The following is a 19,844-nucleotide window of genomic DNA, read 5'->3' on the forward strand; positions in this document are numbered from 1 at the left end:
AGCCATAAAGGCCGCGCGGTCCCGATCAATTGATTGATAATGTCCGAAAACCGCGCTCTGCCGTTCCGGTTCCCCGGAAAACGGCATTGCGCGGAAAATGGGATCAGTGCTGGACCAGCATCAGCGCATCCAGCGCCACGACGCCCTGACCCTTGGGGTGGACGATCACCGGATTGAGGTCGATCTCGCGAATCGAAGGGTTGCCTTCCATCACGCGGCCAATCTCCACGATCAGCTTGGCCAGCGCCGCAACGTCCAACTCGGGCGAACCGCGATAGCCCTTGAGCAGGGCGGCCTGCTTGAGGGTGAGGAGCTTGGCCGCGACCTGTTCTTCGGAAAGGTCGGTCGTCAGCAGCACCACGTCCTTGAGGATCTCGGCCGTCACACCGCCGAAGCCCGCCAGGACCACCGGGCCCCATTCCGGATCGGACTTGGCGCCCACGATCATTTCCAGGCCCATCGTGCCCATCTTCTCGACCAGCACGCCGTCGAGCTGGATCGAGGCATCATAGGCCGCGACATTGGTGAAGATCTTGTCGAAGGCAGCCTTCACCGCTTCGGCACTGTCGAGCTTCAGGATCACGCCGCCCGCGTCAGACTTGTGACCCAGCGCGGCAGCCTGCGCCTTGAGCACCACCGGGAAGCCGATTTCCTCGGCTGCGGCGGCGGCATCGTCGGCCGTGGCGGCGAACTTGCTCTGGGGGAACGGGATGCCCAGCGGAGCGAGCAGTTCCTTGGCCTTGTATTCCGGCACCACGCCCGACACGCCCTTGAGCGAAGGCAGCGGCAGCGGGGCCTGCGAATTATCGACAAGGTCACGCTTGGACAGGTCGGCCAGCCGCGCGATGGCGCGATAGGCACGCTCGGTCGACGGGAACCAGGGGATACCCACGGCGCGCAGCCCATCGATATATTCCTGCGGAACGCGCGCACCTTCATCCACGCCGGCGAAGACCAGCGGCTTGGCGAAAGTGCCGTCTTCCAGGACCTTGATGATCGCCGGGAACTTGATCTTCGAGGTGATCGGGTCCGACTGGATGATAGAGGCCACCACCGAACCGACACGGTCGTCGTCCAGCAGCGCGGTCAGCACCTTGGTGTAGATCTCGGGCTCGGAAAGGCCGACGGCAGTGATGTCGGTCGGGTTCGAAACCGGCACGAAATCGGGCAGCACGGCGCGCAGGGCCGGGCTGTTGTCGTCATTGAGATCGATCAGGTCGAGCCCGATATCCTCGGCAATGTCGAAGGCCAGGCCGCGCAGCGCGCCCGATTCACCCAGAACCGCCATGTTGGCGCCCGGCAGGCTGGGGCAGCGCAGGGCGATCTCGGTGATGTCTTCCAGCTCTTCCAGCGTATCGGCGAAGATCACGCCTTCGCGGCCGAGCTTGGCCTTCATCAGCGCATAGTCGCCAGCCATGGCGCCGGTGTGGGTCGCGGCCGATTCCTGCGCCTTGTTGGACTTGCCGGGGTGCAGCATGATGATCGGCTTGCCGGCAGCGCGGGCGCGGCGGGCGGCGGCGATGAAGGCCTTGGGGCGACGCAGCGATTCCACATACATCGAGATGACGTGAGTATTCTCATCATCGATCAGCCATTCGACATAGTCTTCCACGCCCGATGCGGCTTCGTTGCCGGTCGATACCGAGGTGGAGACATAGCAACCGCGCGGATGCAGCGCAGTGGCCAGCACGGCGGCCAGAGCGCCCGACTGGCTGGCAATGCCAACCGCGCGTGCGCCCTTGGGCGGGCTGATCATGTTGGTTTCGACGAAGGTCAGCGGTACGCGCTCGACATAATTGGTGCAGCCAAGGCAGTTGGGGCCTTCGATCACCATGCCGTATTCCGCAGCGATCGCGCCGAGTTCCAGCTGTTCCTTCATCCCTTCCTCGCCCGCTTCGGAGAAGCCGGCCGAGTAGATCACCACCGCACCGCAGCCGCGATTGGCAAGGCCGCGCACGGTATCGAGCACGAAGGGACGCGGAATGGCGAGCACGGCGCAATCGATGCCCTCAGGCAGCTGATCCACCGAAGCGTAGCACTTCAAGCCCTGAATCTCTTCCCGCTTGGGGTTCACGGGATAGATGTCGCCCGCGAATTCGTACTGGACGAGGTTGTTGAGCAGCGTCGCGCCCAGCGCGCCGTGCCGGTCGGATGCACCGACAACCGCGACGCTCTTGGGGCGCAGCAGCCGGTCGATCTGCTTGTTGGTGAAGCGCTTGCCGCTCATCGCTCGAAACTCCCATGCAGGCAATGGCCCCGACTCCCCACGAGCGGGGATCGGGGCCTATTTCGGTTGGGCTCCCTAAATGGGGAGCGCCGCGCGGACAAGTGCCCGCGCGGCTATTTCAGGCTGATCAGTCCTTGCTGACCTTGGTCTTGTCGAAAGCGCCAAGGCCGGGCTTGAAGGTCTTCTCGTCAAGGAACTGCTTGGTAGCTTCCTTGCGGGTTTCCCAGCCGCCGAAATCGTTCAGCGCTTCTTGCGTGCGGATCAGGTAATCTTCCGCGTTATCGTAGGTCATTTCCATGACGCGGCGCATCGCCCACTTGGTGGCGCGAAGGGCATGGGTGTCCTTCTTCTTCAGATTGTCCGCGATTTCCTGAACGCGGGCCTTCAGCTGGTCGGCCGGGACGCTTTCGGTCACGAGGCCCTGCTCGGCAGCCTGCTTGCCCGACAGGTTCTCACCCATCATCGCGTGATACATCGCCTTGCGGTAGGGCATCAGCTCGGCTGCAACCTTGGAGGCGCCGCCGCCGGGCAGGATCGCCCAGTTGATTTCCGAAAGGCCGAACTGCGCATCGTCGGACGAAATGGCGATATCGCAGGCGAAGAGCGGGCCGTAAGCACCGCCGAAGCACCAGCCATTGATCATGCCGATGGTGGCCTTTTCATACCAGCGCAGGCGTTCCCACCAGCTATAGGCTTCGCGCTGGGCCTTGCGGACCGCGCCGATACCGCCGGCTTCGTTCATGCGGAAATATTCGAGAAGATCCATGCCGGCCGACCAGGCCGAGCCCTCGCCGGTGAGGACGAGCACCTGCACGTCGTCGCGGAATTCCAGCTCGTTCAGCACGCGGCCCATCTGGCGGTTGAGCTTGGGGCTCTGGCAGTTGCGCTTGTCGGGACGGTTGAAATAGACCCATGCGACACCGTCGATGATCTCATACTTGACGGTTTCTTCTTCAGGACGCGGATCGGGTTGCGACGGCATGGCCATGATACAGACTCCTCAAGGAATGGGGGAATTCCCAACTCTGCTGATTGTTATTGCCCATAACGATCTGGATTGTTATACGCAACAACAATCTTGAAGGTTTCATCATGCGCGATCCACTCGTAAACCGCCCCGGCTATTCGCTCAGGCGCGCGTCCAGCGCGATGACGGCGGAGCTTACGCAGCGGCTGGCAGAATACGATCTGCGGATCGTGGACGCCACGGTACTGATGTGGATCGACGAGAACCCGCAGGTCACCGCCAGCGCCCTCGGCCGGGCGCTCGACATCCAGCGTGCGAACATGGTTCCCCTGCTCAAGCGGCTGGAAGACTCGGGGCTGGTGGAACGCTCACCGATTGACGGCAAATCCCAGGGACTCAGCCTGACCGGGCCGGGAAAGGACCGCGTAAAGGCTGTTCGCGACACGGTCGACCGCTTCGAACAGGAGCTTTTGGCGCGGATTCCCTTGCAGCATCGCGAACATTTCATTCCCGCGCTCGACGCCCTCTGGCGCTAGTCCCGATCGCTCGTTAAGCCGTGGCCGCAAGCTAGGCTTTGGGAGCGAATGATGCACCAGGTGTCCCTCCACCCGGTTCCGGCGGAATGGTCTGAAAAGGCCCTGATCGACGCCGCGACCTATGAGGAAAAATACCGCCGTTCCGTGGAAGATCCGGAAGGTTTCTGGCGCGAGGAAGCGCTCAAGCGGATCGACTGGATCAAGCCCTTCACTCAGGTAAAGGGCACCAGCTTCAACGAAGAAGACTTCGGCATCCGCTGGTTCTGGGACGGCACGCTGAACCTCGCCGCCAATTGCCTCGACCGGCACCTTGAAACCAAGGGCGACACCGTCGCCCTGATCTGGGAACCGGACGATCCGGCCAACCCCGTCCGCACTCTCACCTACAGCCAGCTGCACGAACAGGTCTGCCGCTTCGCCAATGCGCTCAAGGCCAATGGCGTCGAAAAGGGCGACCGGGTCACTATCTATCTGCCGATGATCCTCGAGGCCGCCGTGGCGATGCTCGCCTGCGCGCGGATCGGGGCGATCCATTCGATCGTCTTCGCCGGCTTCAGCCCCGAGGCGCTCGGCGGCAGGATCGACGATTGCGCCAGCACCATCGTCATCACCTCCGACGAAGGGCTGCGCGGCGGGAAGAAAATCCCGCTCAAGGCCAATGTGGACGAGGCGCTGGAACATCACGCCAAGAATGTCAGCCGCGTGATCGTGGTGAAGCATACCGGCGCGATGGTTCATATGGAACATGGCCGCGATGTGTGGTGGCACGATGCGCTGGCCGCAGGCAGCCACACCTGCCCGCCGGTGGAAGTGAGCGCGGAAGATCCGCTGTTCATCCTCTATACCAGCGGCTCCACCGGCAAGCCCAAGGGCGTGCTGCACACCACAGGCGGCTATGCCGTGTGGGCAGGCATGACCCATGAATATACTTTCGACTATCAGCCGCATGAAGACGGCAGCAATCCGATCTACTGGTGCGCAGCCGATATCGGCTGGGTCACGGGCCATTCCTATGTCGTCTACGGTCCGCTGCTGAACGGCGGCACTTCGCTGATGTTCGAAGGCGTGCCCAATTTCCCCGACTTCTCCCGCTTCTGGCAGGTAGTGGACAAGCATCAGGTGGAAATCTTCTATGCCGCCCCCACGGCCCTGCGCGCCCTGATGCGCGAGGGAGACGAGTGGGTGGCGAAGACCAGCCGTGCCTCGCTGCGCCTGCTCGGCTCGGTGGGCGAACCTATCAATCCCGAAGCCTGGGAATGGTATCATCAGGTGGTGGGCGATCGCCGCTGCCCGATAGTGGACACATGGTGGCAGACCGAGACGGGCGGCCACATGATCACTCCCCTGCCCGGCGCGACCGCGCTCAAGCCGGGCAGTGCGTCCAAGCCGATGTTCGGGGTACAGCCCGCCATCGTCGATAATGACGGCACTATCCTGGAAGGCGCCTGCGAAGGCGCGCTGGTGATCACCGATAGCTGGCCGGGCCAGATGCGTACCGTCTATGGCGACGATGAGCGCTTCTTCCAGACCTATTTCAGCACCTTCCGTGGCTATTACTTCACCGGCGACGGCTGCCGCCGCGACGAGGACGGCTATTACTGGATCACCGGCCGCATCGACGATGTAATCAACGTCTCGGGCCATCGCATGGGCACCGCCGAGGTCGAAAGCGCGCTGGTGGCGCACGATGCCGTGGCCGAAGCCGCCGTGGTGGGCATGCCGCATGACATCAAGGGACAGGGCATCTATGCCTATGTCACCTGCGTGGCGGGCGTGGAGCCCAGCGAGGAACTGCGCAAGGCGCTGGTCGCCTGGGTCCGCCGTGAGATCGGCCCCATCGCCACGCCCGACGTGATCCAGTTCGCACCCGGCCTGCCCAAGACGCGGTCCGGCAAGATCATGCGCCGCATTCTGCGCAAGATCGCGGAGAACGACACGGGCAATCTGGGCGACATCTCCACACTGGCCGATCCTTCGGTAGTGGACGATCTGCTGGCCAACCGCCCGCAGGCCTGAGACGGAAGGAGGGCAGGCCATGAGTGTTTCGCCCTCCACCCGCACTATCGGCATCTGGGCAACCGGCGCGACGCTGGCCCTGAGCCTTGCCTATATCGGTGCCCAACTGCTCGAATGGCTGGGCCTGCTCGGCTCCGCGGGTGGGCCCAATGCCGCCAGCACTCCGCTGGGCATCGCCCTGCTGCTCACGCCCTCGCTGCTGCTCGGCCCGGCCTTCGTAGTGACGATGGCGGCGCTCCATCAGGCTGCGCCGGAGGAACGCAGGGTGTTCACCCTGTCCGGCCTCGCCTTCGCCGTGATCTATGCCACGCTGACCGGGCTGGTCTATTTCGTGCAGCTCACTTTCGTGGGCCCACGCCTTGCCACGGGCGACACGCAGGGGATCGAGCTGCTGCTGTTCGTGCCCTACAAATCCTTCCTCTTCGCGGTGGATCTGCTGGGCTATTCCTTGATGAGCGCGGCGACGCTGATCGCCGCCTTTGGCCTGCCGGACGCACCCGGCGCCCGCGCCACCCGGCGGGCGATGATCGCCAATGGCGCGATCCTGCCCTTCCTGGCCTTCCAGATGTTCATTCCTGCACTGATATGGGGCGGAGCGGCCTGGGGCGTGACCTTTCCGCTTGCCATGGCCCTTCTCCTGCGCCAGTGGCGCGGCCTTCCCACATCCACTTGAGGTTGAACGTGCTCTGGCAGGGCACGGCTGCCTCTGGTAACTTTCCTATCCCCCTACAGGAGAGGCCCCATGCGCGAACGGCTCTATCCCCTCGAGGATCTCGAGGACATTCCTGGTACCACCGTCTTCACTGCCCGGCGCTCGCGCCAGGCCTATCACCTGCACAAGTTCTGCATGTCCCTGATGGACGCGGAAAACCGCAAGCGCTTCAAGACCGACGAGCGCGCCTATCTCGACACGTTCCGCATGTCGGCGGAGCAGAAACAGGCCGTGCTGGACCGCGATTTCAACCAGCTCATCGAACTGGGCGGCAATATCTACTTCCTCGTCAAGCTCTCCAACACCGACGGGTGGAGCACTCAGAAGGCCGTCGGTTCCATGACCGGCATGACCGCTGACGAATATGCCGCGATGATGCGCGCCGGGGGCCGCAGTCCCGAAGGCCAGCGCTCGATCCGCGAGGGGAACTGAAACCATGGCGAAAATCACCGCAGGCATCGCAACCAGCCACGTGCCCGCCATCGGCGCGGCCTTCGATCAGGGACGCGATCAGGACGACTACTGGAAGCCGGTTTTCGATGGCTATGAATGGGTCAAGGAATGGATCAAGGACAACACGCCCGACGTGGTGATCCTGTGCTATAATGATCATGCTTCGGCCATGATGCTGGACATCGTGCCCACCTTCGCCCTGGGCTTTGCCGAGGAATTCGAACCGGCCGACGAAGGCTGGGGCCGCCGCCCGGTGCCGATGGTCTACAACAACACCGACCTTGCCGGGCACATTGCCGAGCAGTTGGTGATCGACAATTTCGACATCACCATCATGAACCAGATGGATGTGGACCACGGGCTGACCGTGCCGCTTTCGCTGATGTTCGGCCATGTCAGCGAATGGCCCTGCAAGGTCATCCCGCTGGCCGTGAACGTCACGCAGTTCCCCACCCCCTCGGGCGAGCGTTGCTGGCAGCTGGGCGCCGCCATCCGCGATGCGGTGGCCTGCTTCCCGGAAGACCTCAACGTGCAGATCTGGGGCACCGGCGGCATGAGCCACCAGTTGCAGGGGCCGCGCGCCGGCCTGATCAACCCGGATTTCGACAATGAATTCCTCGACAAGCTGATCGACGGGACCGACGATCTGCGCAAGATCACTCGCCTCGACTATCTGCGCGAGTCCGGTTCGGAAGGTATCGAACTGATCATGTGGCTGATCATGCGCGCGGCACTGGGCGAAAAGGTGGAAGAACTTCACCGTTTCTACCACGTTCCCGCATCGAATACGGCCGTGGGCCACGTAGTATTCAAACCGCTGGACTAGCGAACCTCTCCTCCGGTAGGACTTAGTCAACGACCCCCGAAGAGGGGGCCTACCGGGAAGAGGGGAACTCATGAAACAGCCTGTCCGCAAGGCGCTCGCCGCGCTTGCCCTTACCGCCAGTTGCATTGCCTTCGGCGCGCCCGCGCAAGCCGACAGCGTCGGGGGTGTCCCCACCCCCGTCCAGGCCTGCCAGCGCGAATGCCTCGAAGGCTTCGTGAACCGCTATCTGGCGGCCATGGCGGCCCACAAGGTGGACCCGGAGCTGTTCGCGCAGAACGTGCGCTTCACCGAAAACGGGATCGAGCTGCCTTTCGGCAATGAAGGCCTGTGGGCCACGGCGAGCGGCGTGGGCCAGTACAAGCTCTATGTGCCGGACACGGAAACCCAGCAGGTCGCCTTCCTCGGCACGGTGAAGGAAGTGGCGCGCAGTTCCGCCACCGGCGCGGCGCGCGAACCGGAGCTGGTCGGGCTGGCCCTGCGCCTGCGGATCGAGGGCGGCAAGATCACCGAAGTGGAACAAATCGCTGCCCGGCCGGATCGTCCGATCGGAGGCGGCACTGCCGCTGCATCCAGCAACCCCTTCCCCGCCACGGGCGAAGCGGTGGAGAAAATGGGCGCGCCCGCGCCGATCTTCTCGCAGGCCATTCCCGAGAAGGAGCGCATGAGCCGCGCCGAGCTGATCGCGGTGGGCAATGCCTATTTCGAAGGCCTGCAGCGCAATGACGGCAAGGGTTACTATCCCTTCACCGACGATTGCATCCGCTTCGAAAACGGCATGGACGTGCTGGCCAACTATCCCAATCCCGAGACCGGCAAGCGCGAGCGGATGGGCTGCAAGAAGCAGTTCGAAGTGGCGCTGAAGGGCACCGTCACCGGCATTCGCGACCGCCGCTTCGTGGCGGTAGACCGGGAGCGCGGCATCGTGTTCGCCTTCGGCTTCTTCGATCACCGCCCGATCAACTGGACCTGGCAGCTGGGCGAATTGTTCAAGATCGAAAAGGGCGAGATCAGCCGGATCGAGGCGATCTTCATTCGCGGGCCATATGGCATCAATTCGGGCTGGAGCACCTATGAACAGGGCCGCTCGGAAGAGATCCAGGACATCAGGTAAATCTCTCGTTTTCCCCTCGTCATGCTGAACTTGTTTCAGCATCCATCGTGGATCCGGGCGATGGCAACGCATGGGGAGAAATGGACCCTGAAACGAGTTCAGGGTGACGGTTTGCGTAATTTGAAGGGGTATTAGTCATGAAGCGCATTCTTTCCGCCGCCGCCCTGCTGGCGGTCGCGGCCACCGCCACGCCCGCCATGGCCCAGAACGGCCCGCCGCCCAGCCCCTGGGCTCCGTTGCAGGACAAGCCCAGTTGCACGCGGGATGAGCTGAAGGCCGTGACCTCCGCCTATGTCGAAGGCCAGCGCAAGGGCAGCCTTGCCGGCCTGCCGCTCGACCCCAAGGCGCATTACCTGCAGGACATGCAGACGGTGGAGCAGGACAAGGGCCTGTGGAACACCGCCCTGCCCGTGGCCCATTCGCTGAGCTTCCATGACGACAAGCGCTGCAAGGCCTTTACCGAGCTGGTCGTAACCGAGGGGCCGGTCCAATATATCATCGGCACGCGGCTCTATATGCATCAGGGCAAGGTGATCCGGGTGGATAGCCTCGTCACCAAGAAGGGCGACTGGCTGTTCAACGCCAATGCCTTCCTCAAATATTCGAAGCAGGAAGATTGGGAGCCGCTGTTCAAATATCAGAAAACCCCGCCGTCCGAGATGGTCAGGGGCGCCAATGCCTATCTGGATGGCTTTGCCGACAAGTTCACTGACATTCCCTGGGGCACGCCCTGTGCGCGGCTGGAAGGCGGCGCCTATACCAACCGCACCAGTGATCCCCATGCATCCTGCGAGATCGGGATGCCGCCGGGTGTGCTCTACATCACCAATCGCGATTATCTGGTCGATGAGGAAAAGGGCGTGATCAACATCTTCTGCCGCTTTGGCGACAGCAAGAACGGCGGCCCGGATTCACATACATTCCGCTTCATCGACGGCAAGATCCGTGCGGTCCACACGCTCACCGTCATCCCCGGCCCGCAGGCCGACGACGATGGCGCAATCCTGCGCAATCCGGGGATCAATTTGCAGTAGCCCAACACGTCGTCCCGGGCTCGCTGCTCAATTCGTCATCCCGGACTTGATCCGGGATCGCTGTGAGCATGGCCCCCAGCCGCCAGCGATCCCGGCTTTCGCCGGGATGACCGCGGAGGCCAGCCTCACCCCAAACACTCACCCCGGCCTCGTGCCGGGGTCCAGCTTTCTAACGGATTAGCTGGATCCCGGCACAAGTCCGGGATGACGATCCATGAGGCGCAGTGTCTGGAGCGAACAGGTACCTACCCCTCCCCGAGCATGGGCGAAGGCTTGCCCAGCGCGAGGTCCGCGTCGGAAAACACGATCGGAGTGCGCAGGCCCGGAATATGGGTGCCGTCAGGCCGCTCCATATCCAGCACCATGCCGCGCGCCTCGATCTGCGGATCGCGCAGGGCTTCGCCCACATCGTGGATCGGGCCGACCGGGATGCCGTGCTGTTCCAGCGCGGCCAGCAAGGCGTCCCGGTTCCATTGCCGGGTCTTCTCGATGATCAGCGGCACCAGAGTGGCGCGGTGAGCCACGCGTTCCGGATTGGTCTGCCATTCCGGCCGCACTTCCAGCCCGAGCACTTCGGCAAAGCGCGCGAATTGCGTGTCGTTGCCCACGGCCACGATCACCCAGCCATCGCTGGTGGGGAAACCGTCATAGGGCACGATATTGGGATGGCTCATCCCGATACGGTGCGGCGCATTGCCGGTGATGAGGTAATTCATCGCCTGATTGGCCATGGTGCCCACCATCACATCGAACAGGGCAAGGTCCACATGCTGGCCCCTGCCGGTATGCTGGCGCTGGTGGAGCGCGGCCTGGATGCCGATCACGGCATAGAGCCCGGTCATGATATCGGCATAGGCAACGCCGATCTTGGTCGGCGGACCGTCCGGCAGGCCCGACAGGTCCATGATCCCGCTCATGCCCTGAATGATGAAATCATAGCCGGGGCGCGGAGCATAGGGGCCGGTCTGGCCAAAGCCGGTGATCGAGCAATAGACGAGGCGCGGATTGATCTTGCTGAGGCTCTCGTAATCGAGGCCGTATTTCTTCAGCCCGCCCAGCTTGAAATTCTCGATCACCACATCCGCCTCGCGGATCAGGCCGAGCACCATCTCGAGGTCTTCCGCCTTGTGGTAATCGGCCGTGACCGAGCGCTTGCCGCGATTGGCAGAATGGAAATAGCCGGCATCCTTGGTGCCATCGGCATTCTCGATGAAGGGCGGCCCCCAGTCGCGCGTATCGTCGCCCTGCGGGCTTTCCACTTTCACCACTTCCGCGCCGAGATCGGCGAAAATCTGCCCGGCCCACGGCCCGGCAAGAACGCGGGCGAGTTCGACTACCTTGATGCCTTCAAGCGGCGCGGGTCTGGTCATTCAGTAAACCTCGTCATTGCGAGGGGCGAAGCCCCGAAGCAATCCAAAGCGTCACGCGTTGCGCCCTGGATTGCTTCGCTTCGCTCGCAATGACGATTCAGGCAAGCCCGGAACTTCAAAGCGGATCGATATGGAAAATCCGCTCCGCATTGCCGTGGCACAGTGCATGCATCTCTTCCTCGGTGCAGGGGAAGTTGTCGATGAAGTCCACGGCCGGCTGCTGCGGCTGATAGGGATAATCGATGGCCCACATCACATTGTTGATGCCCAGCTTGTCGATGGAATAGCGCAGGGCCAGCGGGTCTTCCACGCCGCTGGTGGTGATGACGAAATTGTCCTGGAAATATTCCGCCATGCTGCGTCCGGTCTTCTTCGCCCGGCCGACCACCTGTGCGCGACTGTTCATGAAGTTGATGCGCCAGATCCAGAACGGCACCGCTTCGCCCATATGGCCGATGCAGATCTTCAGCTTGGGGAATGCATCGAACACGCCGCCAGCCATCATGCGCACCGCATGGGTGCCCACTTCCACGCCATAGCCCCACATGGCGCTGTCCATGCCATAATCCTGCAACGGGCCCTTCAGCGTATCGCTGGCCGCGCGCGGGTGGATGTAGATGCAGCGATCCAGCGCCTCCGCCGCTTCGAGGATCGGCCAGAACTTCGGATCGTCGAGATATTCGCCATTGGTGTGGCTGTTGATCATGAAGCCGTTGAGGCCCAACTCGTTGACCGCGCGCTCCATCTCCTTCGCGGCGCGCTTCGGGCTGTGCGGGGCGAAGCTGGCAAGGCCCGCAAAGCGCGTGGGCCATTTGCGGCAGACTTCCGCCAGCCGGTCATTCGCGAGCCGGGCTAGGTCCATCGCCGTATCGGCATCGAACATCTGCACGCCCGGCGCGGTGAGCGCCAGCAGGTGCATGTCCACGCCATATTCGTCCATCTGCGGCAGGCGGTGCTGTTCGATATCCGTAAGGCCGGTGAGGAAATCGAGCTTGCCATAACCGCTGGTGTCGGCGGGCGCGTCGTAGATGCCCTTCACCAGCAGCTTGTCGAGGCTCTGCGTGGGCGAATTGGCGACCTTCCTCAGTTCTTCGGCGACTTCGGGAATCGACCATGCTTCTTCGGTGGCAATCTTGCGGATCTTGGCCATTGGATTTCCTCTCCTCTTTCGCGCACCACTTATGGGCACTGCACGGCGAAGCGCAACGGGCCTTTATGCGCTGCCGCCAAAGGGCTAGACCCGACGCCTGACACTACACGGAGCTGGAGAGGCCCATGAACGCGACGCGCGGTAAACTCGACAATGCAGACCTGCTGATCGAGGAGGCGCTGGTCGGCGGCGAATGGCAGCGGGGCAATGCCGCGCCCATCCCGGTGGACGATCCCTATGCTCTGGAAGTGATCGGCGAAGTCCCCTCGCTCGATCAGGCGCAGGTGCAGCAGGCCGTGGATTCCGCCGCCGATGCCCTGCCCGGCTGGGCCGCCCGCCCCGCGACGGAGCGCGGCAGGATACTCAACCGCTGGCACGATCTGATCCTGGCCAACCGCGAAGACCTTGCCCGCATCATCACGCGCGAGAACGGCAAGCCCATCCGCGAGGCGCGGGCCGAGATCGACAATGGCGCGGGCTATATCAAGTTCTATGCCGACCATGCCGATACCGCCCTGGGCGAGATCATCCCCTCCCCCCTGCCGAGCAAGCGCTTCACCGTGGATTACGAGCCCGTAGGCGTCTGCGCCGCGATCACGCCGTGGAACTTCCCCTTCGCCATGCTGGCGCGCAAGCTCGGCCCAGCACTGGCGGCGGGCTGCACCGTGGTGGCCAAGCCCGCCGACCTGACGCCCTTCTCCGCCCTCGCCATCGCGCGGCTGGCGCTGGAGGCAGGCGTGCCCAAGGGGGCGCTCAGCATCGTGACCGGCAATGCGCAGCAGGTGGGCGAAGTGCTGACCGGATCGCCGGTGGTGCGCAAGCTCTCCTTCACTGGTTCCACTGCCGTGGGTGCGATGCTGGCCGCCGCCTGCGCCCCCACGGTCAAGCGCATGAGCCTTGAGCTGGGCGGCAATGCCCCGCTGCTGGTGTTCGACGATGCCGACCTCGACATCGCCATCGAAACCGCGATGATCGCCAAGTTCCGCAATTCCGGGCAGACCTGCATCGCGGCCAACCGCATCTATGTGCAAAGCGGCATTCTCGACCGCTTCCTGGCCGCCTTCAAGGCCAAGATCGAAGCCCTGCGCCCCGGTGACGGCTTTGCCGAGGAGACCGATCTCGGCCCGCTGATCGACGAACGCGCCGTGGCCAAGGTGGACCGCCATTTGCAGGACGCGCTGGAACGCGGCGGGCATCTGCTGGCGGGCGGCGGCACGGCCAACAGCCGCCTCGCCCAGCCCGCACTGGTGGCAGGCGTGGCGCGCGACGCCCTGCTGACACGGGAAGAAACCTTCGGGCCGCTGGCGGGCATCATCGCCTTCGACACGCTGGAAGAAGGCGTGGCCATGGCCAATGACACGCCCTTCGGCCTGTGTTCCTATGTCTGCGCACAGGACGCCGCGACCATCGCCCGCGCCAGCCGCGGCCTGCAGACCGGCATGGTGGGCGTGAACAATGCCGTCATCTCCCTGCCCTGCACGCCCTTCGGCGGGATCAAGATGTCCGGCATGGGCCGCGAGGGTTCACTCCACGGGCTGATGGAATATCTGAACCTCAAATATGTGGCGCAAGGCGGGCTTTGAGGACCTTGGGCCGATTGCCGACACAGTCCCATAAACAGCCCTCCAACCTCCGTTCATCCTGAGCCTGTCGAAGGACACGCGAGACGTATATTCTGGGTTTGGACTGAACATGAGCCCCCCCCCCCTCGTTACGCGGGCGGTGGAGCGGTTCGTCGGGCAAACGGCTGCCCCTGTCCTTCGACAGGCTCAGGACGAACGGAAGTAGCGATAGTTTTGGGGAAGGGAGGCCGGATTCGGCCTCCTTACCGCCCCAGCGCCATCGCTTCCTCATACACGCTCGTATCGATCAGCTTCGCCAGTTCCTCGCGGCTGCGCGCAGGGCGCTTGTCCTGCGCGGCAAGCCATTGTTCCTCCGCCACCAGCACGTCGAGCATGTCGGCGGGATAGCTTGCCGTGAAGGCGTGGTGCTTCCAGCTACGCTCCACCTGATCGGCGGGAAAGCTGCTGGCTGCCTCCACCAGTTTCTTCGCCTCGGCCGGATCGCGCCGCACTTCCCCGGCCGCCTCCATCACCGCGCGCACGAAAGCGACAGTTTTGGCCCGCTTGGCCGGATCGGCGAGATTGGCTGCCGTGCTGTTGAGATTGAAATATTCGGCATAGACGCCGTCGCCATGGAACTCGGTCAGGTCATCGCCCAGCACGAGGGCGGCGTTCTCGCTTTCCGGTTCCCAGATCACCACTGCGTCGACCTCGCCCGCGTCCAGCATGAGGGGCATGGCGGAAAGCGGCGTTCCGGGCTGCAGCCCCACGATCTCGACATCGGCGAAGCTCAGCCCGGCAGTCTGCAACATGCGCTGGAGGAAATAGCCGGCCGAAGTGGGCGCGACCGTGACGATGCGCTTGCCCTTCAAATCGGCAACTTCCTCGATCCCGGCCGAACGGCGGGCGACGATCCGGTAAAGCCCCTGGCTGACATTCAGGATGATCCGCAGATCCGGGTGGCGCACGGAATAGCGCAGGGCCTGCGTCTCGGCATGGGTGGCGACATCGGCCACGCCTTCCTCGCCAAAACCGGGAATGATCGGCTCGCCCACCAGATTGGGGATACCGCCCATCTTCACACTGGCTTCGCCCGGATAATATTTCTCCGCCGCAAGCAGCACCGGCGCGATCTCGAAGGTCTGCTTGTTGCCGTGGATCGCGATCGGGCCGGGATTATCCTTCGCCTGCACCGGCGCGGCCAGAGCAGCGGCCGCCATCATTGCCGCAAGGGCAATCCTGCGTGTGAACATCCTCATAACCTCCCCCTTTTCCTCCCGCGAGGGACTATGAATGCAATTGGCGGTAGCGGGAACCCCTTGGGGGAACTATCGCTTTGGGCACCATGTCCAGCGATCATGATGCCCTCGCCTTCGCGGCGGACCAGCCTGCCGCCCTGTGCACTATCGTGGCAATCGACGGCAGCTTTTCGCGCCGCAATGGGGCGCAACTGGCCGTGGCCCCGGACGGAACCATTGCAGGCGATCTGGCGGACAATTGCCTGAATGCCGAACTCGCCAATCAGGCTATCGAAGCCATGGAAGCGAGCGGCAGCAACGGCGGCGCCCGGTTGCTGCGCTATGGCAAGGGATCGCCCTTCATCGATTTCCGCCTGCCCTGCGGTTCCGGCCTCGACATCTTGATCGAGCCTGCGCCTGACCGGGCGGCACTGCAGGACTGCATGGCAACTCTGGCAGAACGGGAGGCTGCCGAACTGGCACTGCCCCTGCCCGCTGACGCTGATCCCGCCTTCCTGCGAACCCGCCACTACATGCCACCGCTGCGCCTGCTGGTGCTGGGCGCGGGGTCCGAATGTTCCGCGTTGGTGAAGCTGGCGCAGACACAGGGGATCGAGGCGGAATGGCGCGAGGCGGGCAATCACCTCTCGCTCGACAAGGTGCCGGCGGACCTGCTGGACGGCACATGGGCCGCCGATCCGTGGACCGCGATCCTGCTGCTGTTCCACGATCACGAGTGGGAATATGCCCTGCTCAAATGGGCACTGACCACCGATGCCTTCTATGTCGGCGCACAGGGCGGCGCCCCGGCGCGCATGGCCCGGCTGGAGCGATTGAAGGCCGGGGGCGTGGAAGAGGAGGCACTCGCCCGGCTGCGCAGCCCGGTCGGCCTGATCCCCCGGGCGCGCGATTCCTCCGTGCTGGCCTTGTCCGTCCTGGCGGATGTGGTCGGCGCCTATGAGGCGCTGCACCCGCACTCATGAGCGGGCAGCTTGCCATCGCGCTGCTGGCGGCCGGAAGCGCACGGCGTTTCGGCGGCGGCAAGCTGGATGCGATGCTGGCGGGCAAGCGACTGGGCCGCCATGCGCTCGACGCCGCGCTGTCCTTGGGCCGGGGGATGCCGCTGGTGGTGGTGAGCGAGGATGCCCCCGCTTTCGCACGGGAAGCCGCCGCCGAAGGGCTGGCCGTGCCGATCGTCAATCCGTTGGCTCAGGAAGGGCTCGGCACCTCGGTCGCGCTTGCGGCGGGCCATGCCAGGGAGGCCGGGGCAGACAGGCTGCTGCTGCTCGCGGCGGACATGCCGCTGGTTACCGCTGCAACGCTGGCGGCACTGATCGAGGCATGTGGCAATGCCCCCGCCTGCGTGCGCCATCCGGACGGCCACCCCGGCATTCCCGCCTGTTTCCCGGCAACCAGCTTTCCCGCCCTCGCCGCGCTTGGCGGCGACAAGGGTGCGGGTGCGCTGCTGCGGTCTGGCGATGTTGCGGTGCTGGACATCGATCCGCACGAATTGCGCGATGTCGATACGGTGGCTGAGCTTGAGGCACTGGCGGCGGATACTCGCCCGCCCGGCTAGTCGTCATTGCGAGCGGAGCGAAGCAATCCAGAACCCAACGCGTGGGCCCCTGGATTGCTTCGTCGGCTCTGCCTCCTCGCAAGGGCGAGGAGGCGTGTTTTCATCAGACCAGCTGCTTCACGTCGATCGGCAGGCTGCGGATGCGCTTGCCCGTCAGGGCGGCCAGCGCATTGGTCAGGGCCGGGATCACCGGCGGCAGGGCCGGTTCGCCAAGGCCGGTGGGCGAATTGTCGCTCTTCACGAATTCCACCTCGATCTTCGGCGTCACGGGCATGCGCGGGATCGGGTAATCGTGGAAGTTGGACTGCTTGACCGCGCCGCCTTCGATCTCGATCGCAAGGGCCAGCGCCTGGCCGATCCCGTCGATGATCGAGCCCTGCACCTGGTTCAGCGCGCCATGCGGATTGATGATCTGGCTGCCCACGTCACCTGCCGCCCACACATTGTGGACGGTGATACGGCCGCCTTCGAGGCTGGCTTCCACCACTTCGGCGAAATAGCCCATATGGCTGTAATAATAGCCGAAGCCCAGCGCATGGCCGGCAGGCATGGTCTTGCCCCAGCCGGACATTTCCAGCGCCTTCTTGGTCACCGCACGCAGGCGGCCCGGATTGAAGCCGGGCTGCGGGCCGGTGAAGCCCATCGAATCCGGTTCCTTCTCGGCTCCGTCGACGATTTCCAGCAGCAGGGTCGGCAGATCCTTGCCCGATGCCTGCGCCACCTCGTCGAGGAAGCTCTGCATCACGAAGGCCATGGCGTTGGACGTCGGCGCACGCAGGGCCCCCATCGGCACACGGGTCTGCAGCTTGGTCTGCGCATAATGCAGATTGGGCACGAACTTCGCCGGGAACTCGTCCTTCGACATGGCGGCGGGATTATATGCGCCCGGGCCGGGGATATCGAAGGTGATGAAGTGATCGTCATAGCCGATCAGCTTGCCCTTCTCGTCCAGCGCCGCGCGCAGGCGGTGCCAGCCCGCCGGGCGATAGAAGTCGCTGCGGACGTCGTCCTCGCGGCTCCAGATCAGCTGCACCGGCTTGCCGGGCATCTGCTTCGCGATGGCCGCGACCTGATGCATGTAATCATTGGTCAGGCGCCGCCCAAAGCCGCCGCCCATGCGGGTGATGTGGACCTTCACCTTGTCGGGAGTGAGGCCCAGCATCTGGGCCACGCCCGTCTGCCCGCCCTGCGGCGTTTGCGAAGGGGCCCACATCTCCATTGCGCCGTCTTCGTGGCACAGGGCGGTGCAGTTCATCGGCTCCATCGGCACGTGGGCAAGGAAGGGATAGGAATATTCCGCATCCAGCACCTTGGCCGCCGAAGCGAAGGCCGCATCTACATCGCCATGGCTGGCAAGGGTTTCCTGCGGCTTGCCATCGGCCATCAGCTGGCGTGCAGTGGCATCATACCCCTTGGTCGAGTGGCTGGCCCATTCGCCATTGTCCCATTCGATCTCCAGCTTCTGGCGCGCCTGATCGGCCAGCCACCAGTTCTTGGCGATCACCGCCACGCCATCGACGAGCTGTTCGGCATTGCCGTTGCCCTTCACGATGAAGGCATCGATCACGCCCGGCTGGCTCTTCACCGCATCGAGATTCGCCGAAACCAGCTTCGCCCCGAAGACGGGCGAACGCTCGAACGCGGCATAGACCATGCCCGGAAGCTGGGTATCCACGCCGAAGATCGGCTCCCCCTTCACGATCTTCGGGCTGTCGATCCCGCCGATAGCACGGCCGATGATGTGGAAGTCCTTGGGGTTCTTGAGCGGAACCTTGGACAGGTCCGGCACGGCGACCGTCGCCGCATCGCTCGCCAGTTCGCCATAGGTCAGCGAACGGCCGGAAGCGGGATCGATCACCTTGCCCAGCTTGGTGGTGAGCTTGGCACTGTCGATGCCCCAGCGGCGCGAGGCGGCCGCGAGCAGCATCTGCCGGGCCCCTGCACCAACCTGACGCATCGGGAACCAGTTCATCGGCGTGGCGAAGCTGCCGCCGGCCAGCTGCGGGCCGTATTTGGCGGCGTCCGTATCGCCCTGGACGATCTTCACCTGATCCCAGTCGGCGTCCATCTCGTCCGCGATCAGCATGGGCAGCATGGTCTTGATGCCCTGGCCGATCTCGGGGTTCTTGCCGACAATGGTGATGGTGTTGTCAGCCGCGATGGTGACGAAGGCGTTCAGGGTGCCCTGCGCCTCGCCAGTGACGGCGGCCGCGCGGGCCACCATCGGGATCGCGGCGCTCAGCGCCAGGCCGCCGCCGGAAAGGACGCTGGCCTTCAGCAGAGTGCGGCGGGAAAGAGCGATGGCCTCAGGCATTGGCTTTTCCCTTCTTGGCAACGCCGCTCTCAGCCACCTGGGTGATCGCGGACTTGATGCGGGTGTAGCAGGCGCAGCGGCAGATATTGCCGCTCATCGCCGCGTCGATCTGGCGGGCGCTGGGCTCGGGATTGCGCAGCAGCAGCGCGGTGGCGCTCATCAGCTGGCCGGCCTGGCAATAGCCGCACTGCATCACGTCTTCTTCAAGCCATGCTTCCTGCAGGGCGCGGCCCAGATCGGTCTGGCCCAGGGCCTCGATCGTGGTGACTTCGCCTTCGCCGATGGAGCCGATGGGCGTGGAGCAGGAACGCGTGGCGACGCCGTCGACATGCACGGTGCAGGCACCGCACAGGGCCTTGCCGCAGCCGAACTTGGTGCCGACCATGCCCAGTTCCTGCCGCAATGCCCACAGCAGCGGCATGTCCTCGGGCGCGTCGATCTCGCGCACTTCCCCATTGATCTTGACCTTAACGGCCATTTTGCTTCTCCCTAGAAACGGCGGCCGGCCCCCGAGCCGGACAGCGCCCTGCCGCGCGGGCGTGCAAAAGCCCTCACAGCGGTAACGAATTCAGACTAGCAACGTTCCACGATGCTGCAACACAAGATGCCGATCCGGAACGCCTGCCGCTTTGCCCCCGCCCTTAGAGTCTGGACAAAGCGGACTCAATCAACCACTGGGCGGCAATACGAGACAGCAGGCACCCATTCCGGCTAACAAGGCCGGCGCGAATCGCCTGTCTGTGCGCGCCAAG

17 protein-coding genes are annotated in these 19,844 nt (G+C 64.1%); 10 read left to right on the forward strand and 7 right to left on the reverse strand.

Features of this window, described 5'->3' with window-relative positions; genetic code table 11:
• Nucleotides 1-103: 103 nt before the first annotated feature.
• Together WFP36_RS04980 and WFP36_RS04985 are read right to left on the reverse strand one after the other, a co-directional pair.
• On the reverse strand, nucleotides 104-2,227 hold the full coding sequence (locus WFP36_RS04980; protein WP_336978378.1) for an acetate--CoA ligase family protein: 2,124 nt from the start codon (nucleotides 2,225-2,227) through the stop codon (nucleotides 104-106).
• 127 nt (nucleotides 2,228-2,354) lie between these two features.
• Nucleotides 2,355-3,215: a p-hydroxycinnamoyl CoA hydratase/lyase gene (locus WFP36_RS04985; protein WP_054530481.1), complete on the reverse strand. Its 861-nt coding sequence runs from the start codon at nucleotides 3,213-3,215 to the stop codon at nucleotides 2,355-2,357.
• 104 nt (nucleotides 3,216-3,319) lie between these two features.
• Between WFP36_RS04985 and WFP36_RS04990 the strand changes: the two genes are divergently transcribed.
• The 7 genes from WFP36_RS04990 to WFP36_RS05020 all read left to right on the forward strand — a co-directional run bounded on the left by WFP36_RS04990 (nucleotide 3,320) and on the right by WFP36_RS05020 (nucleotide 9,882).
• The gene (locus WFP36_RS04990) at nucleotides 3,320-3,730 is read left to right on the forward strand and encodes a MarR family winged helix-turn-helix transcriptional regulator (protein WP_336978380.1); all 411 of its coding nucleotides are present in this window, start codon (nucleotides 3,320-3,322) and stop codon (nucleotides 3,728-3,730) included.
• Nucleotides 3,731-3,781: 51 nt separating this feature from the next.
• A complete protein-coding gene (acs, locus tag WFP36_RS04995; protein ID WP_336978382.1) occupies nucleotides 3,782-5,746 on the forward strand; it encodes an acetate--CoA ligase in 1,965 nt (654 codons plus the stop codon).
• A 19-nt stretch (nucleotides 5,747-5,765) separates the two neighbouring features.
• Entirely contained in the window at nucleotides 5,766-6,419 is a 654-nt protein-coding gene (locus tag WFP36_RS05000) for a hypothetical protein (protein WP_336978384.1), read from the forward strand.
• A gap of 69 nt (nucleotides 6,420-6,488) precedes the next feature.
• Nucleotides 6,489-6,890, forward strand: coding sequence for a protocatechuate 4,5-dioxygenase subunit alpha (gene ligA / locus WFP36_RS05005; RefSeq protein WP_336978386.1), 402 nt, complete (start codon nucleotides 6,489-6,491; stop codon nucleotides 6,888-6,890).
• A gap of 4 nt (nucleotides 6,891-6,894) precedes the next feature.
• A complete protein-coding gene (locus WFP36_RS05010; RefSeq protein WP_336978388.1) occupies nucleotides 6,895-7,737 on the forward strand; it encodes a class III extradiol dioxygenase subunit beta in 843 nt (280 codons plus the stop codon).
• 70 nt (nucleotides 7,738-7,807) lie between these two features.
• Nucleotides 7,808-8,848 carry a hypothetical protein gene (locus WFP36_RS05015; RefSeq protein WP_336978390.1) on the forward strand — a complete coding sequence of 347 codons (1,041 nt, stop codon included), beginning with the start codon at nucleotides 7,808-7,810 and terminating at the stop codon, nucleotides 8,846-8,848.
• Nucleotides 8,849-8,985: 137 nt separating this feature from the next.
• On the forward strand, nucleotides 8,986-9,882 hold the full coding sequence (locus WFP36_RS05020; RefSeq protein ID WP_336978391.1) for a hypothetical protein: 897 nt from the start codon (nucleotides 8,986-8,988) through the stop codon (nucleotides 9,880-9,882).
• Nucleotides 9,883-10,127: 245 nt separating this feature from the next.
• Here WFP36_RS05020 and WFP36_RS05025 read toward each other — a convergent pair whose 3' ends face one another.
• Complete coding sequence (locus WFP36_RS05025) at nucleotides 10,128-11,252, reverse strand: CaiB/BaiF CoA transferase family protein (protein ID WP_336978393.1); 1,125 nt, start codon at nucleotides 11,250-11,252, stop codon at nucleotides 10,128-10,130.
• Nucleotides 11,253-11,367: 115 nt separating this feature from the next.
• Complete coding sequence (locus tag WFP36_RS05030; protein ID WP_336978395.1) at nucleotides 11,368-12,402, reverse strand: amidohydrolase family protein; 1,035 nt, start codon at nucleotides 12,400-12,402, stop codon at nucleotides 11,368-11,370.
• A gap of 125 nt (nucleotides 12,403-12,527) precedes the next feature.
• Here WFP36_RS05030 and WFP36_RS05035 point away from each other — a divergent pair, with 125 nt between their 5' ends.
• Nucleotides 12,528-13,985, forward strand: coding sequence for an NAD-dependent succinate-semialdehyde dehydrogenase (locus WFP36_RS05035; RefSeq protein ID WP_336978397.1), 1,458 nt, complete (start codon nucleotides 12,528-12,530; stop codon nucleotides 13,983-13,985).
• Between the two features lie 242 nt (nucleotides 13,986-14,227).
• Here the strand turns inward: WFP36_RS05035 and WFP36_RS05040 are convergent, their stop codons facing one another.
• On the reverse strand, nucleotides 14,228-15,223 hold the full coding sequence (locus tag WFP36_RS05040; protein WP_336978399.1) for an ABC transporter substrate-binding protein: 996 nt from the start codon (nucleotides 15,221-15,223) through the stop codon (nucleotides 14,228-14,230).
• An 86-nt stretch (nucleotides 15,224-15,309) separates the two neighbouring features.
• On the opposite strand from WFP36_RS05040, the gene WFP36_RS05045 reads away from it, so the two are divergent.
• Together WFP36_RS05045 and WFP36_RS05050 are read left to right on the forward strand one after the other, a co-directional pair.
• Nucleotides 15,310-16,185, forward strand: coding sequence for an XdhC family protein (locus WFP36_RS05045; RefSeq protein ID WP_336978401.1), 876 nt, complete (start codon nucleotides 15,310-15,312; stop codon nucleotides 16,183-16,185).
• Nucleotides 16,182-16,778 (forward strand): nucleotidyltransferase family protein, encoded by a 597-nt coding sequence (locus WFP36_RS05050; RefSeq protein WP_336978403.1) that lies wholly within the window; start codon nucleotides 16,182-16,184, stop codon nucleotides 16,776-16,778. Before WFP36_RS05045 ends, WFP36_RS05050 begins: the two co-directional genes overlap by 4 nt.
• Before the next feature lie 103 nt (nucleotides 16,779-16,881).
• Here the strand turns inward: WFP36_RS05050 and WFP36_RS05055 are convergent, their stop codons facing one another.
• Both WFP36_RS05055 and WFP36_RS05060 read right to left on the reverse strand, forming a co-directional pair.
• Nucleotides 16,882-19,092, reverse strand: a complete 2,211-nt coding sequence (locus WFP36_RS05055) for a xanthine dehydrogenase family protein molybdopterin-binding subunit (protein WP_336978405.1) — start codon at nucleotides 19,090-19,092, stop codon at nucleotides 16,882-16,884.
• Nucleotides 19,085-19,570, reverse strand: coding sequence for a (2Fe-2S)-binding protein (locus WFP36_RS05060; RefSeq protein WP_336978408.1), 486 nt, complete (start codon nucleotides 19,568-19,570; stop codon nucleotides 19,085-19,087). Before WFP36_RS05060 ends, WFP36_RS05055 begins: the two co-directional genes overlap by 8 nt.
• Nucleotides 19,571-19,844 lie beyond the last annotated feature (274 nt).

It is taken from the genome of Fulverythrobacter fulvus, from assembly GCF_037154085.1.
GTDB lineage: Bacteria > Pseudomonadota > Alphaproteobacteria > Sphingomonadales > Sphingomonadaceae > Andeanibacterium > Andeanibacterium fulvum.

What these genes read in the sequence shown, in the direction of transcription:
- WFP36_RS05025 (WP_336978393.1), bottom strand. Translation starts at nt 11,252, where the DNA reads ATGACCAGACCCGCGCCGCTTGAAGGCATCAAGGTAGTCGAACTCGCC.
- acs (WP_336978382.1), top strand. Translation starts at nt 3,782, where the DNA reads ATGCACCAGGTGTCCCTCCACCCGGTTCCGGCGGAATGGTCTGAAAAG.
- WFP36_RS05060 (WP_336978408.1), bottom strand. Translation starts at nt 19,570, where the DNA reads ATGGCCGTTAAGGTCAAGATCAATGGGGAAGTGCGCGAGATCGACGCG.
- WFP36_RS05020 (WP_336978391.1), top strand. Translation starts at nt 8,986, where the DNA reads ATGAAGCGCATTCTTTCCGCCGCCGCCCTGCTGGCGGTCGCGGCCACC.
- ligA (WP_336978386.1), top strand. Translation starts at nt 6,489, where the DNA reads ATGCGCGAACGGCTCTATCCCCTCGAGGATCTCGAGGACATTCCTGGT.
- WFP36_RS04985 (WP_054530481.1), bottom strand. Translation starts at nt 3,215, where the DNA reads ATGGCCATGCCGTCGCAACCCGATCCGCGTCCTGAAGAAGAAACCGTC.
- WFP36_RS05055 (WP_336978405.1), bottom strand. Translation starts at nt 19,092, where the DNA reads ATGCCTGAGGCCATCGCTCTTTCCCGCCGCACTCTGCTGAAGGCCAGC.
- WFP36_RS05010 (WP_336978388.1), top strand. Translation starts at nt 6,895, where the DNA reads ATGGCGAAAATCACCGCAGGCATCGCAACCAGCCACGTGCCCGCCATC.
- WFP36_RS05015 (WP_336978390.1), top strand. Translation starts at nt 7,808, where the DNA reads ATGAAACAGCCTGTCCGCAAGGCGCTCGCCGCGCTTGCCCTTACCGCC.
- WFP36_RS05035 (WP_336978397.1), top strand. Translation starts at nt 12,528, where the DNA reads ATGAACGCGACGCGCGGTAAACTCGACAATGCAGACCTGCTGATCGAG.
- WFP36_RS05040 (WP_336978399.1), bottom strand. Translation starts at nt 15,223, where the DNA reads ATGAGGATGTTCACACGCAGGATTGCCCTTGCGGCAATGATGGCGGCC.
- WFP36_RS05045 (WP_336978401.1), top strand. Translation starts at nt 15,310, where the DNA reads ATGTCCAGCGATCATGATGCCCTCGCCTTCGCGGCGGACCAGCCTGCC.
- WFP36_RS05000 (WP_336978384.1), top strand. Translation starts at nt 5,766, where the DNA reads ATGAGTGTTTCGCCCTCCACCCGCACTATCGGCATCTGGGCAACCGGC.
- WFP36_RS05030 (WP_336978395.1), bottom strand. Translation starts at nt 12,402, where the DNA reads ATGGCCAAGATCCGCAAGATTGCCACCGAAGAAGCATGGTCGATTCCC.
- WFP36_RS04990 (WP_336978380.1), top strand. Translation starts at nt 3,320, where the DNA reads ATGCGCGATCCACTCGTAAACCGCCCCGGCTATTCGCTCAGGCGCGCG.
- WFP36_RS05050 (WP_336978403.1), top strand. Translation starts at nt 16,182, where the DNA reads ATGAGCGGGCAGCTTGCCATCGCGCTGCTGGCGGCCGGAAGCGCACGG.
- WFP36_RS04980 (WP_336978378.1), bottom strand. Translation starts at nt 2,227, where the DNA reads ATGAGCGGCAAGCGCTTCACCAACAAGCAGATCGACCGGCTGCTGCGC.